General features: G+C 43.2%; 9 protein-coding genes. 5 read left to right on the forward strand and 4 right to left on the reverse strand.

Translation table 11 applies throughout. The features are described 5' to 3' along the window. Positions 1-1,788 (reverse strand): WD40 repeat domain-containing protein, encoded by a 1,788-nt coding sequence (locus ACOJUN_RS13675; RefSeq protein ID WP_422132497.1) that lies wholly within the window; start codon positions 1,786-1,788, stop codon positions 1-3. Positions 1,789-2,484: 696 nt separating this feature from the next. Here ACOJUN_RS13675 and ACOJUN_RS13680 point away from each other — a divergent pair. After that, complete coding sequence (locus ACOJUN_RS13680; protein WP_422132498.1) at positions 2,485-3,255, forward strand: hypothetical protein; 771 nt, start codon at positions 2,485-2,487, stop codon at positions 3,253-3,255. On the opposite strand, the gene ACOJUN_RS13685 is transcribed toward ACOJUN_RS13680, so the two are convergent. After that, on the reverse strand, positions 3,205-5,136 hold the full coding sequence (locus tag ACOJUN_RS13685; RefSeq protein ID WP_422132499.1) for an F-box/WD repeat-containing protein: 1,932 nt from the start codon (positions 5,134-5,136) through the stop codon (positions 3,205-3,207). The two genes, ACOJUN_RS13680 and ACOJUN_RS13685, sit on opposite strands and share 51 nt — an antisense overlap. A gap of 1,007 nt (positions 5,137-6,143) precedes the next feature. On the opposite strand from ACOJUN_RS13685, the gene ACOJUN_RS13690 reads away from it, so the two are divergent. Together ACOJUN_RS13690 and ACOJUN_RS13695 are read left to right on the forward strand one after the other, a co-directional pair. Further along, a complete protein-coding gene (locus ACOJUN_RS13690) occupies positions 6,144-6,953 on the forward strand; it encodes a type II CAAX prenyl endopeptidase Rce1 family protein (RefSeq protein ID WP_422132500.1) in 810 nt (269 codons plus the stop codon). A gap of 133 nt (positions 6,954-7,086) precedes the next feature. Beyond that, positions 7,087-8,721: an IS1634 family transposase gene (locus ACOJUN_RS13695; protein ID WP_422132501.1), complete on the forward strand. Its 1,635-nt coding sequence runs from the start codon at positions 7,087-7,089 to the stop codon at positions 8,719-8,721. On the opposite strand, the gene ACOJUN_RS13700 is transcribed toward ACOJUN_RS13695, so the two are convergent. Continuing rightward, entirely contained in the window at positions 8,678-10,708 is a 2,031-nt protein-coding gene (locus ACOJUN_RS13700) for an F-box/WD repeat-containing protein (protein ID WP_422132502.1), read from the reverse strand. The genes ACOJUN_RS13695 and ACOJUN_RS13700 overlap by 44 nt on opposite strands. Before the next feature lie 1,007 nt (positions 10,709-11,715). On the opposite strand from ACOJUN_RS13700, the gene ACOJUN_RS13705 reads away from it, so the two are divergent. Together ACOJUN_RS13705 and ACOJUN_RS13710 are read left to right on the forward strand one after the other, a co-directional pair. Next, positions 11,716-12,525, forward strand: a complete 810-nt coding sequence (locus ACOJUN_RS13705) for a type II CAAX prenyl endopeptidase Rce1 family protein (RefSeq protein WP_422132500.1) — start codon at positions 11,716-11,718, stop codon at positions 12,523-12,525. 133 nt (positions 12,526-12,658) lie between these two features. Next, positions 12,659-14,293 carry an IS1634 family transposase gene (locus ACOJUN_RS13710; protein WP_422132501.1) on the forward strand — a complete coding sequence of 545 codons (1,635 nt, stop codon included), beginning with the start codon at positions 12,659-12,661 and terminating at the stop codon, positions 14,291-14,293. A 225-nt stretch (positions 14,294-14,518) separates the two neighbouring features. Here the strand turns inward: ACOJUN_RS13710 and ACOJUN_RS13715 are convergent, their stop codons facing one another. Continuing rightward, positions 14,519-16,303 (reverse strand): F-box/WD repeat-containing protein, encoded by a 1,785-nt coding sequence (locus tag ACOJUN_RS13715; RefSeq protein WP_422132503.1) that lies wholly within the window; start codon positions 16,301-16,303, stop codon positions 14,519-14,521. Positions 16,304-16,443 lie beyond the last annotated feature (140 nt).

A 16,443-nucleotide genomic window follows, 5' to 3' on the forward strand; every position in this document is an offset into this window, starting at 1 on the left:
TCAATCATTCATACTCAGTTCAGTGATGTTAGTCGTGAAATCGATGCTTAACACAAGTCCATCGGCGCTGAAGGTGGCTGATTGGACAGTACTTTGATGGGAAATGGTGGCTTTTTCTTGCCATGATCCATCGCAGTTCTGACCATAAACTTTCGCCTTTTGATCGAAACTGGCAGTGACCACATGGCGGGCATCGATGCTAAAGGTTGCTGATCTGATATCCCTGCCATGGGAGATGATGGCTTTTTCTTGCCATGATCCATCGTTCTTCAGGCCGTAGATTTTCACCTTGTTATCTTCACTGAGGGTGATCACATGGCGGCTATCAGCGCTGAAGTTAGCTGATACGATCCAGTGTTCATGAGAAATGATGGTTTTTTCTTCCCATGATCCATTGTCTTTCTGGCCATAGATTTTCGCCTTGCCATCGTGACTGCCAGTCAACACATGACGGCTATCCGGGCTGAAGGTGGCTGAGTTGACCCGGTAATCATGGGAAATAGTTGCTTTTACTTCCCATGATCCATTGTCAGTCAGGTCATGGATTCTGACCTTGTGATCGCAACTGGCAGTCAATATATAGCGGTCATTGGCGCTGATGGCTGCTGAGCGGAAGTGGCAATCATGGAAAATAGTGGCTTTTTCTTCCCATAACCCATCGGCCTTCAGGCCATAGATTTTCAGCTTTTTATCTCTGCCGTTGGTGAACACATAGCGGCCACTTGCGCTGAAGGTAACCGAGAGGACTCGGTCGTCATGGGAAATAATGGTTTTTTCTGTCCATGACCCATCGTCCTCCCGGCCATAAATTTTCGCCTTGCCATCTTTACTGGCAGTCACTACATAGCGGCTATCGGCGCTGAAGGTTGCCGAATCGACGTGACAATCGTGATGAATGATGGCTTTTTCTACCCATGATCCATCGTCAATCAGGCCATAAATTTTCGCCTTATGATCGAAACTGGCGGTCACTACGTAGCGATTGTCGGCACTGAAGGTGGCTGAGTTGACCCAGTTATCATGGGTAATAGTCGCTTTTTCTTCCCATGATCCATCGTCCTTCTTGCCATAGATTTTCGCCTCGCCATCTTTACCGGCGGTCACCATGAAGCGGCTATCAGCGCTGAAGGTGAAGGATCGGATATGGTCATCATGGGAGATAGTGCTTTTTCGTTGCCATGAACCATCGTCCTTTTGGCCGAAGATTCTCAAAGTGCTCTTCTCAACTTCTCTTATCACCAGATGGTCGCCATCGGGGCTGAAGGCAGCTGAGTTCATCCCATGACTAAGGAGGCTGGCTTTTGTCTCTAATTTAAATGTTTTACATTGAGACATCAGATTAGTGAGACTGAAAAAGAACAGAGCGGGAAAGTGAATACTGGCTTGGCGATCCATGACTGACTCTACCAATGCTTCATCCTTTGTAAAACGCTTTAACCATTTCTGGAGTTCATCTTTATCTTTTGTGGTGACGATTGTTTTTAGTAGAGTCTGGTGTGATGAGGCAAACCGGCGATACCACGCCCTTGCCATTGCAGCATCATTTTTGAGCCTGTTGTTAATGCATGAATTTGCCCGTGTTAAATGGGCAATATCACGAGCCTGCAAATAAGTAAAAATTTTGGATTGCATATCCTCAGGTAGATCGAGCAATAATGAAAACTCATTCTTGTCACGTTCAATGACGTTCTTGCCCATAATGGTACCCATTGGTGCAACTGATGGAGGTTGTTCAAGTGTCGATGAGGTTGGCGTGCTTCCAAGGGATTTTTTATCTATGTGATCCATTGTTCGTTTTCCATAGTTGTTATTTATCCCTGGTTGGCAAGGGTATTCAAAATTGATTCTGCAGGTTAGAGTTGGTTTTAGTAGGAAAGTTCACATAAGTACTCAACCATACGAAATCATATTTTCTGACTTCTTGTTCAGGCACTCGCGGCAACTGCTCCTGCGTTGCTCTAGCTCCTGCATCCATGCAGTCGTGATGCGTTGCAACTCTGGTCACATAGCTTGCTATGTTCCCGTCTTGTTCACAGGTTTGTTAATCGCACTGACTTCAATGTTATGAACTTACTTTCCAAAACCGACTCAAAACTATTGAATCAATTTTAAATATTCTTGCTAGCAGCCTGTCGGACTTAAGACTGTCCTACTGCGGTTGCAATAAATTGGTCTAAAAATCTCTGTTTCTTCGTCAAATAGCTCGCTATTCTCCTCAGAAACAGAGATTTTTATCCTCAATTTCTTGCAATCCTCGCTACGGACGCTTAAGTCCGACAGGCTGCTAGGAGCCTGACCGAGAATAGACTGCCCTACTGCGGCGGCAGCAAATTGGTCTGAAAATCCGCTTTTGTTCGTCAAATAGCTCGCTATTCTCCTCACAAAACCGAATTTTCATCCTCAATTTTCTGCCGTCCTCGCTACGGGCGCTATTCTCGGTCAGGCTCCTGGGTGAGAACGAAGCTAACTAAAGAGATATTAAAAATGGATAATGTAGATAACAATTCCGGCATTGTTGCTTTATTTTCACCAAAGCCTGAGAAGGAATCATCAGAGGCTGTCTGCTTCGGAAGAACTACAACGGCATCTGGAAAAATTGATTCTTCATCGAGGCGTGCCGTCAACGGAGGTGATCCTGATCACTCAAGTCAGAGGTTGGGAGCGGTTGCCAGCACCAGCAAATCACTTGAACAGAGAATAGTGTCTAGCCAGGAGAGCACCGAAATAGACGCAGCAAACAAAAAAGCCCGGGAAACTGTGAAAAGAATCATAAATTACTTAGATAATTTGAAACAAGAATATCTAATTAATAAAGATAGGTGTAGGAGAAATACAGCTACTGCTCAGGATATCCAAGTACTTGAGAATGTCATCCAATTACTTGGATATCTTGAACCTCGCAATATTTCAAAAAGTCAAAAAATTAATGATGGGACGTGCCGTTCTCAACTATTTAATTCTTATTATCATGTTAGTTATGAGGGTGAGGTGCTATTTTCTGTTACCAATACTCTTAAAGATAATCGAGATGATGGCTTTTCTGGTGCAAGTTGGTCTCTGGCTACTGGAACCACACCCTTATTTGATGAACTCTATTATGCTCCTGGTGCCCCCGGTTATCAATCTGCAAAAACTGAATTTAAGGCATTACAGACCAAATCGTTACTTAATGACCCAATGCTCTCAGTTATTGAGAATCATGAATCAAAAGAGGCGACATTTAGTGTGAAACAGAGAGTATTCATTGACTCTTGAGTTGCCCGCGCTATGGATGAACAACAAACGGTCATCGGCGTTGAGGGTGGCTGATAGGATAATACCAGGATCGGAAATGCCGGCTTTTTCTTCCCATGATCCATCGCTGTTATGACCATAAATGTTCACTGTTCCATCGTAACCGACAGTGACCATATAGCGGCCATCGGCACTAAAGGCTGCTAATTTGATACCCCTATCATGGGAGATGATGGCTTTTTCTCTCCATGATCCATCGATCTCCAGGCCATGGATTTTCACCGTTAAATCTTCGCTGCAGGTGATGACATGACGGCAATCGGGGCTGAATGCGGCATAGTAGACACTTTCGCTATGGGAAATGATGGCCTTTTCTTCCCATGATCCATCGTCCTTCTTGCCATAGATTTTCGCTTTGTTATCCAAACTGGCGATCACCAGATGGCGGTTATCGGCGCTGAATTTGGGTAAGAAGCCGCTTTTTATATGGGAAATGGTGGCTTTTTCTTGCCATGGTCCGTCTTTATTCTGGCCAGAGATTATCGCCTTGCTATCTTTACTGGAGGTTATTAAACAGCGACTATCGGGGCTGAATGTGACTGTCTTGACCTTTGCATTGTGGGAAATGATGGCTGTTTCTTCCCATGATCCATCGGCATCCAGTCTATGGATTTTTGTACTGCCATTTTTTCTGGTGATCACCACATGGCGGCTATCGGAGCTGAAGGTGGCTGAGGCAAAATGGGGAATAATGGCTATTTCCAGCCATGACCCATCGTTCTTCCTGCCATAGATTTTCGCTTTGCTATCCAGGCTGGCGCTTACCACGTAGCGGCTATCGGGGCTGAATCTGGCTGTGTAGAGAATGTCATTATGGGGAATGATGGCTTTTTCTGCCCAAGACCCATCGTCACTCTGGCCGTAGATTTTTGCCCTGTGATCCCAACTGATGGTTACTACATAGCGACTATCTTTGCTGAAAGTGGCAAAATTGACTCTACCATCATGGGAAATAGTGGCTTTTTCTTCCCATGATCGTTCGTCCTTCTTGCCATAGATTTTCGCTTTGCCGTCGTTACTGTAGGTCAACACATGGCAGCTATCGGGGCTGAAGGTGGCTGAGCGGACCCAGTATCTGTGGGAAATAGTGGCTTTTTCTTCCCATGATTGTTCGTCCTTCTTGCCATAAATTTTCGCCTTGCCATCCATGCTAGCGGTCACTACATAGCGGCTATTGGCACTGAAGGTGACTGATCTGACTTCCCTGTCATGGGAGATAGTGCCTTTTGCTACCCATGATTCATCGCTCTCCTTGCCATAGATTTTACAGGTTTTGGAGTCACAGGCGGTCACCAGGTGGCGTCCATCGGCGCTGAAGGAAGCTAAGTCCTCTGAAGTGTAGGGGATGGTGGTTTTAGACTCTAATTTAAATGTTTTACATTGACACGTTAGTTTATTAAGAGTGGAAAAGAACAAAGCAGGAAAGTGAATACTTGCCTGGCGATCCATGATTGACTCGATTAATGCCTCATCCTTTGTAAAACGCTGCAACCATTTCTGGAGTTCATCTTTATCTTTTGTAGCGACGATTGTCTTTAGACAAGTCTGGTATGATGAAGCCAACTGGCGATACCACGCTATTGCCATTCCATCATCATTTTTGAGCCTGTTGTTAATGGATGAATTTACCCGTCTTAAATGGGCAATATCACGAGCCTGCAAATAAGTAAAAATTTTGGATTGTATATCATCGGGTAAATCGAGCAATAATGAAAACTCTTTCTTGTCGCGTTCAATGACGTTCTTGCCCATAGCGGTACCACTTGGGGTATCTGATGGTGATTGACCTGGTGCAGATGGGCGTGGAGTAATATTGCAGGAGCTGCTAATTGAGCAATCCATAGTTCGTTTTCCATGGTTGTTATTTATCCCTGGTTGGCAAGGATATTCAAAATTGAGTCTGCAGCTTAGAGTCGGTTTTAGTGGGAAAGTTCAAAATAATCTTTAGCGCGATAGAGAGTTAGAAAGTTCGATTAGTTAGGTACTTATCTTAGGGTAGACATTAAGCCCCACCCACAGCACAAAGACCTAATCTTGTACGCCCTGAACAACCATCTCGTGCAGGGTGTTCACGTTTTGCATTATCTGCCCAGAAGTTGAGCAGCTTCCTTGTAAGTAGTCAGCCATACTGAGGAGTTCAGACCGGTCGAAACACGTCAGCAGTTTTTTTCAACTAGTCTACTATTTGCAGTACTCATCTTGTTCAGCCTTGATAATTTTTTCGAAGCTTTGTTGTGGCTGTTCAAGGTGAGTTCTGCCGCTAGAAATGAATCTTTTTTGAGCTTAATGTCTACCCTAAGAATCCCACCTATCGCTATACGAATCCACATTCTTTGAGTCTTTGGAGCAGTATTGAATACAACCTGGTTCCATGCCCTTTGCATGACATTTTATGCGATACTTAAACAGTTGTCTCAACAGAGAGAAGCGGTAAGCACTTCTATCACCCTGCTGGTATTTTTATTTTGTACTGGTCTCGAATAGTTAGCATTCCTAACACAGTCGTTTCTATTCATAGAACTTTTTGGCAACAGCATAGTCAAATAATAAAAGATCAAATCGATTCTTAAGGAGAACAAAATGCAAACACAAGGCATTCAGAGAAACACCTGGTATCAATGAACTCACTTTTAAAGACAGTAGCGTTATACAAAACCCTGAATGCAATGATATGGAAAAGGGTTACTTTTAAACACGGATAATTTTAAGATAGTTGAACACATTAATCGAACTTCATAAAGCCTGCTTCAGCCAATTACTGACGGCGAGAATTATCGATAGACGAAGTCTCGGAACAGACTGAAATCGTTTAGCAGCTACCATGCTTGTTTTTTTAGGGGGGAAGTACAGTGAAAAAATATACTTTAATAATCGTAATATGTTTTTCATTAGTAACTCAACATGCAAAGTCTGCTCCTCTCATAAAAACAGAGGATCAATTTAACTCTTTGCAAACAGTAATAAACATGACCCTCACAGATTCAGATTCAGTGAATATTGAAGATGAAGAACCTAACAAGAAGATCATTCTTATAAATTCAGATACACCTCTACCAAAAACAGAGGATGAGTTTAACTCTTTGCATACAATCATAAATATGACGCTCACAAATTCAGAATCAGAATTAGAATCAGTGAATATTAAAGATAAAGAATCCTACAGAATTGTCGCTCTTTTAAAGAAGTTTGATGTTAATAATCAACTTTATTATGGTTTATTATCAGGTGTAATACATTTTACACAAGTTCAAATTGTGGCTATTTTCGTTTTACGTCCTCTATCATTAATTCATGACCCATACAATGGAAAAATAACATTCGAAGAGGCTATTACAGGAGCTGCCATTGAAGAGGTGATATTTAATGGCCTCTTGCTCCGTCTAATCAATTACTCTATAGAATTCGCAACTAATAGTAGCAACAGTCATGATGAAAAAATATTTATTTTAAGTAACATTATCAAATCCACATCATTTGGACTTTTACATCTTACCAACCCGAACCCATTAATGGCACAAGCTGTGATATCAACGATAAACTCATACAGAAGAGGACAACTTACTAAAGATTATGGTTTACTAAGCGCTACAGCATCCCATGTTACTTTAAACTTTATTATGTACTTAGTCGTCATTTATAATAGACGACACTCCTCTTAGCAGATAACAGCTATTAAGTACTCAACCATACGAAATCATATTTTCTCACGTTCAATCTGCCTTTCACCACCCCGATTGATATTTGCCTAAAATCTGTTGTCAAAGAAATAAACAGACATTCAGGTGCACCAACATGCCTCAAGCTCAATACCAGTCTAAGAACCTCAACCACCTTGGCTTGGTTGCCGCTATGTGTCGGGAGTTAAAGATAGCCGAATACATTGATGCCCGTATCACAAATGACTCCGATGTTCGTAATGTCACTATTGGACAAGCTGTAGTTGCAATGATCATCAATGGCTTGGGCTTTACGGGGCAAACTCTGTACATGCTCCCTGAGTTTTTTGAGGATAAGCCGATTGACCGCCTTATCGGGGAAGGTATACAGGCTGAACACTTGAACGACAAGGTACTTGGTCGGGCTCTCGACAGTTTGTACGACGCTGGTGTTAGCGACTTGTATCTCAATCTGGCCGTCAAGGTCGTCAATCATCTGAAACTTCCTTGCAAGGCATTAAATCTGGATGGCACCAGCTTTCATGTGGATGGAGTCTGTAACAGTCATGACAATCCAGACGACTTAAATTGTATTCATATCTGCCAAGGTTACAGCCGTGACCACCGGCCTGACCTGAATCAGGTAGTCTTGCAGTTAATGACTGAAAATCAGGCGGGCATCCCTGTGTTTATGGCCCCTGCCAGCGGTAATGTAAACGACAAAACCTGTTTTCAGGAAATTATCAAAAATCATCTGTCATGTTTTAAGGCCGCTTTGAATAGCCGCTATCTGGTTGCTGATGCTGCCATGTATGTTGCAGAAACCCTTCAGTTGCTTGATGAGCAAAAGCAGCTGTTTATCTCCCGGGTGCCCCTGAACATCAAGGAGGCAAAGGAGCTGGTCTGCAAAGCGCCAACCGTGTCGCTGGTGCCTGTTGAAGGCTATGAAGATTACTATTCAGCTGAAGTGCCTTCCTGCTACGGAGGGGTTCAGCAACGATGGTTCCTGTTTCTCAACAAAAAGCGCGGGCTTAGTGAACGGAAAACATTGACCCGAAAGATGCAAAAGCAGTCACTGAAAGAGGCCCGTGATCTGGAGAAGCTGAGCAAAAAGGCCTTTTTGTGCCGGGACGATGCATTGAAGGCTTTTGCCTTGTGGCAGAAACAATCGAAACTTTGCCAAAGCGAAACAGAGCCAGAGGTTATCCGTAAACCCTGCTATTCGGGCAAAGGAAGACCATCGCCGGATAGCAAGCCTGATCACTTCGAGTACTTTGTGCAGGCTGAGTGCTTTGTTTCCTGCGAGAAAAGGGAGCATGGAGAAGCCTCATTGGGTTGTTTTATCCTAAGCACCAATGAACTGGATAAAAATAGTTTGAATGCCTCTGAGCTGCTGTCTACTTATAAGTCGCAACAAAAAGTTGAAGGCGGCTTTCGGTTCCTGAAGAGCCCGGACTTTCTGGTCTCTTCGCTCTATCTGAAGAAAGCGGAACGTATTGAAGCCCTGTTAATGGTGATGACTCTATGCCTGATGGTCTATGCTGCTATCCAGCAAAGAATCAGGCAGGAACTGAAAAAGCAAAGTCGTGTATTTCCAGACCAGAAAAAAAAGCCCTGCCAGAACCCAACAGCAAGGTGGGTATTTTTCTGTTTCCAGGGGCTTAGTGTATTAACGGTCAATAATCAGGAGGAACATGTGATTGGCTTGAAGGAAAGGCAGTGGACGATCATTCAAATTTTGGGCATTTTTTACGAGTCCATGTATTCCTGATAGGGGTGGTGAAAGGCGGATTCATACTTAGTTCAGTGATGCTCGCCGTGTTCTTGCTATGGATGGTCAACAAATGGTCATCGGCACTGAGGGTGGCTGATCGGATAACATCAGGAAGGGAAATGCTGGCTTTTTCTTCCCATGATCCATGGCTGTTCTGACCAACAATTTTCACTGTCCCAGCGAAACTGACAGTGACTACATGGCGGCCATCGACACTAAAGGTTGCTAATCTAATAAGCTCATCATGGGAGATGATGGCTTTTTCTCCCCATGATCCATCGATCTTCAGGCCATAGATTTTCATCATGAGATCATTACTGCAGGTGATGACATGACGGCTATCGGGGCTGAATTTGGCAAAGTAGACATTTTTGTTATGGGAAATGATGGCTTTTTCTTCCCATGATCCATCGTCCTTCTTACCATAGATTTTCGCTTTGTCATCTAAAGTGGCGGTCACCAGATGGCGGCTATCGGCGCTGAATTTGGCTGAGCACTCCCTTAGGTAACCGGAAATTGATTCAAGAAACTCCCAGGCTGTTGTACCAGTTGAGCAGTGACTCAGGTAATCGGAAATGATGGCTTTTTCTTGCCATGATCCGTTTTTATCCTGGCCAGAGATTATCGCCTTGTTATCGTCACTGGAGGTCATTAAACAGCCACTATCGGGACTGAATTTGACTGACTTGACCTTTCCATTATGGGAAATGATGGCTTCTTCTTCCCATGATCCATCGGTATCCAGTCTATAGATCCTTGCACTGCCATTATCTCTGGTGATCACCATATGGCGACTATCGGAGCTGAAGGTAACTGAGACAAAATGGGAAACAATGGCCTTTTCCAGCCATGACCCATCGTCTATCTGGCCATAGATTTTCGCTTTCCTGTCCAGGCTGGCGGTCACCACATAGCGGCTATCGGGGCTGAATCTGGCTGTGTAGAGAATGTCATCATGGGGAATGATGGCTTTTTCTGCCCAAGACCCATCGTCACTCTGGCCGTAGATTTTTGCCCTGTGATCCCAACTGATGGTTACTACATAGCGACTATCTTTGCTGAAAGTGGCAAAATTGACTCTATCATCATGGGAAATAGTGGCTTTTTCTTCCCATGATCGTTCGTCCTTCTTGCCATAGATTTTCGCTTTGCCGTCGTTACTGTAGGTCAACACATGGCGGCTATCAGGGCTGAAGGTGGCTGATTTGACCCAATGATCATGGGAAATAGTGGCTTTTTCTTCCCATGATTGTTCGTTTTTCTTGCCATAAATTTTCGCCTTGCCATCCATGCCAGCGGTCACTACATAGTGGCTATTGGCACTGAAGGTGACTGATATGACTTCCCTGTCATGGGAGATAGTGCCTTTTGCTACCCATGATTCATCGCTCTCCTTGCCATAGATTTTACAGGTTTTGGAGCCACAGGCGGTCACCAGGTGGCGTCCATCGGCGCTGAAGGAAGCTAAGTCCTTTGAAGTGTAGGGGATGGTGGTTTTAGACTCTAATTTAAATGTTTTACATTGACACGTTAGTTTATTAAGAGTGGAAAAGAACAAAGCAGGAAAGTGAATACTTGCCTGGCGATCCATGATTGACTCGATTAATGCCTCATCCTTTGTAAAACGCTGCAACCATTTCTGGAGTTCATCTTTATCTTTTGTAGCGACGATTGTCTTTAGACAAGTCTGGTATGATGAAGCCAACTGGCGATACCACGCTATTGCCATTCCATCATCATTTTTGAGCCTGTTGTTAATGGATGAATTTACCCGTCTTAAATGGGCAATATCACGAGCTTGCAAATAAGTAAAAATTTTGGATTGTATATCATCGGGTAAATCGAGCAATAATGAAAACTCTTTCTTGTCGCGTTCAATGACGTTCTTGCCCATAGCGGTACCACTTGGAGTATCTGATGGTGATTGACCTGGTGCAGATGGGCGTGGAGTAATATTGCAGGAGCTGCTAATTGAGCAATCCATAGTTCGTTTTCCATGGTTGTTATTTATCCCTGGTTGGCAAGGATATTCAAAATTGAGTCTGCAGCTTAGAGTCGGTTTTAGTGGGAAAGTTCAAAATAATCTTTAGCGCGATAGAGAGTTAGAAAGTTCGATTAGTTAGGTACTTATCTTAGGGTAGACATTAAGCCCCACCCACAGCACAAAGACCTAATCTTGTACGCCCTGAACAACCATCTCGTGCAGGGTGTTCACGTTTTGCATTATCTGCCCAGAAGTTGAGCAGCTTCCTTGTAAGTAGTCAGCCATACTGAGGAGTTCAGACCGGTCGAAACACGTCAGCAGTTTTTTTCAACTAGTCTACTATTTGCAGTACTCATCTTGTTCAGCCTTGATAATTTTTTCGAAGCTTTGTTGTGGCTGTTCAAGGTGAGTTCTGCCGCTAGAAATGAATCTTTTTTGAGCTTAATGTCTACCCTAAGAATCCCACCTATCGCTATACGAATCCACATTCTTTGAGTCTTTGGAGCAGTATTGAATACAACCTGGTTCCATGCCCTTTGCATGACATTTTATGCGATACTTAAACAGTTGTCTCAACAGAGAGAAGCGGTAAGCACTTCTATCACCCTGCTGGTATTTTTATTTTGTACTGGTCTCGAATAGTTAGCATTCCTAACACAGTCGTTTCTATTCATAGAACTTTTTGGCAACAGCATAGTCAAATAATAAAAGATCAAATCGATTCTTAAGGAGAACAAAATGCAAACACAAGGCACTCAGAGAAACACCTGGTATCAATGAACTCACTTTTAAAGACAGTAGCGTTATACAAAACCCTGAATGCAATGATATGGAAAAGGGTTACTTTTAAACACGGATAATTTTAAGACAGTTGAACACATTAATCGAACTTCATAAAGCCTGCTTCAGCCAACTACTGACGGCGAGAATTATCGATAGACGAAGTCTCGGAACAGACTGAAATCGTTTAGCAGCTACCATGCTTGTTTTTTTAGGGGGGAAGTACAGTGAAAAAATATACTTTAATAATCGTAATATGTTTTTCATTAGTAACTCAACATGCAAAGTCTGCTCCTCTCATAAAAACAGAGGATCAATTTAACTCTTTGCAAACAGTAATAAACATGACCCTCACAGATTCAGATTCAGTGAATATTGAAGATGAAGAACCTAACAAGAAGATCATTCTTATAAATTCAGATACACCTCTACCAAAAACAGAGGATGAGTTTAACTCTTTGCATACAATCATAAATATGACGCTCACAAATTCAGAATCAGAATTAGAATCAGTGAATATTAAAGATAAAGAATCCTACAGGATAGTCGCTCTTTTAAAGAAGTTTGATGTTAATAATCAACTTTATTATGGTTTATTATCAGGTGTAATACATTTTACACAAGTTCAAATTGTGGCTATTTTCGTTTTACGTCCTCTATCATTAATTCATGACCCATACAATGGAAAAATAACATTCGAAGAGGCTATTACAGGAGCTGCCATTGAAGAGGTGATATTTAATGGCCTCTTGCTCCGTCTAATCAATTACTCTATAGAATTCGCAACTAATAGTAGCAACAGTCATGATGAAAAAATATTTATTTTAAGTAACATTATCAAATCCACATCATTTGGACTTTTACATCTTACCAACCCGAACCCATTAATGGCACAAGCTGTGATATCAACGATAAACTCATACAGAAGAGGACAACTTACTAAAGATTATGGTTTACTAAGCGCTACAGCATCCCATGTTACTTTAAACTTTATTATGTACTTAGTCGTCATTTATAATAGACGACACTCCTCTTAGCAGATAACAGCTATTAAGTACTCAACCATACGAAATCATATTTTCTCACGTTCAATCTGCCTTTCACCACCCCGATTGATATTTGCCTAAAATCTGTTGTCAAAGAAATAAACAGACATTCAGGTGCACCAACATGCCTCAAGCTCAATACCAGTCTAAGAACCTCAACCACCTTGGCTTGGTTGCCGCTATGTGTCGGGAGTTAAAGATAGCCGAATACATTGATGCCCGTATCACAAATGACTCCGATGTTCGTAATGTCACTATTGGACAAGCTGTAGTTGCAATGATCATCAATGGCTTGGGCTTTACGGGGCAAACTCTGTACATGCTCCCTGAGTTTTTTGAGGATAAGCCGATTGACCGCCTTATCGGGGAAGGTATTCAGGCTGAACACTTGAACGACAAGGTACTTGGTCGGGCTCTCGACAGTTTGTACGACGCTGGTGTTAGCGACTTGTATCTCAATCTGGCCGTCAAGGTCGTCAATCATCTGAAACTTCCTTGCAAGGCATTAAATCTGGATGGCACCAGCTTTCATGTGGATGGAGTCTGTAACAGTCATGACAATCCAGACGACTTAAATTGTATTCATATCTGCCAAGGTTACAGCCGTGACCACCGGCCTGACCTGAATCAGGTAGTCTTGCAGTTAATGACTGAAAATCAGGCGGGCATCCCTGTGTTTATGGCCCCTGCCAGCGGTAATGTAAACGACAAAACCTGTTTTCAGGAAATTATCAAAAATCATCTGTCATGTTTTAAGGCCGCTTTGAATAGCCGCTATCTGGTTGCTGATGCTGCCATGTATGTTGCAGAAACCCTTCAGTTGCTTGATGAGCAAAAGCAGCTGTTTATCTCCCGGGTGCCCCTGAACATCAAGGAGGCAAAGGAGCTGGTCTGCAAAGCGCCAACCGTGTCGCTGGTGCCTGTTGAAGGCTATGAAGATTACTATTCAGCTGAAGTGCCTTCCTGCTACGGAGGGGTTCAGCAACGATGGTTCCTGTTTCTCAACAAAAAGCGCGGGCTTAGTGAACGGAAAACATTGACCCGAAAGATGCAAAAGCAGTCACTGAAAGAGGCCCGTGATCTGGAGAAGCTGAGCAAAAAGGCCTTTTTGTGCCGGGACGATGCATTGAAGGCTTTTGCCTTGTGGCAGAAACAATCGAAACTTTGCCAAAGCGAAACAGAGCCAGAGGTTATCCGTAAACCCTGCTATTCGGGCAAAGGAAGACCATCGCCGGATAGCAAGCCTGATCACTTCGAGTACTTTGTGCAGGCTGAGTGCTTTGTTTCCTGCGAGAAAAGGGAGCATGGAGAAGCCTCATTGGGTTGTTTTATCCTAAGCACCAATGAACTGGATAAAAATAGTTTGAATGCCTCTGAGCTGCTGTCTACTTATAAGTCGCAACAAAAAGTTGAAGGCGGCTTTCGGTTCCTGAAGAGCCCGGACTTTCTGGTCTCTTCGCTCTATCTGAAGAAAGCGGAACGTATTGAAGCCCTGTTAATGGTGATGACTCTATGCCTGATGGTCTATGCTGCTATCCAGCAAAGAATCAGGCAGGAACTGAAAAAGCAAAGTCGTGTATTTCCAGACCAGAAAAAAAAGCCCTGCCAGAACCCAACAGCAAGGTGGGTATTTTTCTGTTTCCAGGGGCTTAGTGTATTAACGGTCAATAATCAGGAGGAACATGTGATTGGCTTGAAGGAAAGGCAGTGGACGATCATTCAAATTTTGGGCATTTTTTACGAGTCCATGTATTCCTGATAGGGGTGGTGAAAGGCGGGAGTAATATTGCAGGAGCTGCTAATTGAGCAATCCATAGTTCGTTTTCCATGGTTGTTATTTATCCCTGGTTGGCAAGGATATTCAAAATTGAGTCTGCAGCTTAGAGTCGGTTTTAGTGGGAAAGTTCACAATAATCTTTAGCGCAACAGGGAGTTAGAAAGTTTGATTGGTATAATGTGGGTCTGGGCCAGTAACAGCAATCATTCATTCATTCATACTTAGTTCAGTGATTCTCGCCTTGCCCGTGTCATGGGTGGTCAACAAACGGTCATCGGCGCTGAGGATGGCTGATTCGATACGACCAGAATGTGAACTGGTGGCTTTTTCTTCCCATGATCCATCGCTGTTCTGACCATAAATGTTCACTGTTCCATCGCGATCGACAGTGACCACATAGCGGCCATCAACACTAAAGGTTGCTAAGCTAATACCTCTATCATGGGAGATGATGGCTTTTTCTTTCCATGATCCATTGATCGTCAGGCCACGGATTTTCACCGTGTTATCTATACCGCAGGTGATGACATGACGGCTATCGGGGCTGAATGTGGCAAAGTAGACACCTATGTTATGGGAAATGATGGCTTTTTCTTCCCATGATCCATCGTCTTTCTTGCCATAGATTTTCGCTTTGCTATCTAAACTGGCGGTCACCAGATGGCGGCTATCGGCGCTGAATTTGGCTGAGAAGACACCCAGGTAATGGGAAAGAGTGGCTTTTTCTTTCCATGATCCGTCTTTATCCTGACCACAGATTATCGCCTTGCCATCGTTACTGGAGGTCATTAAACAGCGACTATCGGGGCTGAATTCGGCTGAGATGATCTCTCCATTGTGGGAAATGATGGTTTTTTCTTGCCATGATCCATCGGCATTCAGTTTATAGATTTTTGCACTGCCATTTTTTCTGGCGATCACCACATGGCGACTATCGGAGCTGAATTTGACTGAGACAAAATGGGAAATAATCGCCTTTTCCAGCCATGAACCATCGTTCTTCCTGCTATAGATTTTCGCTTTGCAATTCATAGTGGCGGTCACTACACAGCGGCTATCGGGGCTGAAGGTGGCTGGGTAGAGAGCTTCATTATGTGGAATGATGGCTTTTTCTGCCCATGACCCATCGTCACTCTGGCCATAGATTTTTACCCTGCAATCGAGACCGGTGGTTACTACATAGCGACCATCTTTGCTGAAAGTGGCAAACTTGACCGAATTATCATGGGAAATAGTGGCTTTTTCTTCCCATGATCGTTCGTCCTTCTTGCCATAGATTTTCGCTTTGCCGTCGTCACTGTAGGTCAACACATGGCGGCTATCTGCACTGAAGGTGGCTGATCTGACAAACCTATCATGGGAGATAGTGCTTTTTGCTACCCATGATTCATCGCTCTGCTTGTCATAGATTTTATAGGTTCTGGAGTCACAGGCGATCACCAGGTGGCGTCCATCCGCGCTGAAGGAAGCTAAGTCCCGTGAACTATTACAGGGGATGGTGGCTTTAGTCTCTAATTTAAATGCTTTACATTGACACATCAGTTTAGTGAGAGTGGAAAAGAACAAAGCAGGGAAGTGAATACTTGCCTGGCGATCCATGATGGACTTGATTAATGCCTCATCTTTTGTAAAACGCTGCAACCATTTCCGGAGTTCATCTTTATCTTTTGTAGTGACGATTCTCTGTAGACGAGTCTGTTGTGATGAAGCCAGCCGACGATACCACGCCCTTGCCATTGCATCATCATTTTCGAGCCTGTTGTTAATGCATGAATTTACCCGTCTTAAATGGGCAATATCACGAGCCTGCAAATAAGTAAAAATTTTGGATTGTATATCCTCGGGTAAATCGAGCAATAATGAAAACTCTTTCTTGTCGCGTTCAATGACTTCTCTACCTGCATAGGTACCACTTGGCGGCCCTGTTTGAGATTGATCTGGTTTTGATGAAAGTCGATCATCAATACAGGAATTGTTATTTATGCAATCCATTGTTCGTTTTCCATAGTTATTGTTTATCCCTGGTTGGCAAGGATATTCAAAATTGATTCTGCAGCTTAGAGTCGGTTTTAGTAGAAAAGTTCACAATAATCTTTAGCGCAATAGGGAGTTAGAAAGTTCGATTGGTATGG

It is taken from the genome of Endozoicomonas sp. ALD040, from assembly GCF_049275945.1.
GTDB lineage: Bacteria > Pseudomonadota > Gammaproteobacteria > Pseudomonadales > Endozoicomonadaceae > Endozoicomonas_A.

Bases quoted from the DNA above. Each gene is read 5' to 3' on its own strand.
- ACOJUN_RS13675 (WP_422132497.1), bottom strand. From the start codon at position 1,788: ATGGATCACATAGATAAAAAATCCCTTGGAAGCACGCCAACCTCATCG.
- ACOJUN_RS13680 (WP_422132498.1), top strand. From the start codon at position 2,485: ATGGATAATGTAGATAACAATTCCGGCATTGTTGCTTTATTTTCACCA.
- ACOJUN_RS13685 (WP_422132499.1), bottom strand. From the start codon at position 5,136: ATGGATTGCTCAATTAGCAGCTCCTGCAATATTACTCCACGCCCATCT.
- ACOJUN_RS13695 (WP_422132501.1), top strand. From the start codon at position 7,087: ATGCCTCAAGCTCAATACCAGTCTAAGAACCTCAACCACCTTGGCTTG.
- ACOJUN_RS13700 (WP_422132502.1), bottom strand. From the start codon at position 10,708: ATGGATTGCTCAATTAGCAGCTCCTGCAATATTACTCCACGCCCATCT.
- ACOJUN_RS13710 (WP_422132501.1), top strand. From the start codon at position 12,659: ATGCCTCAAGCTCAATACCAGTCTAAGAACCTCAACCACCTTGGCTTG.
- ACOJUN_RS13715 (WP_422132503.1), bottom strand. From the start codon at position 16,303: ATGGATTGCATAAATAACAATTCCTGTATTGATGATCGACTTTCATCA.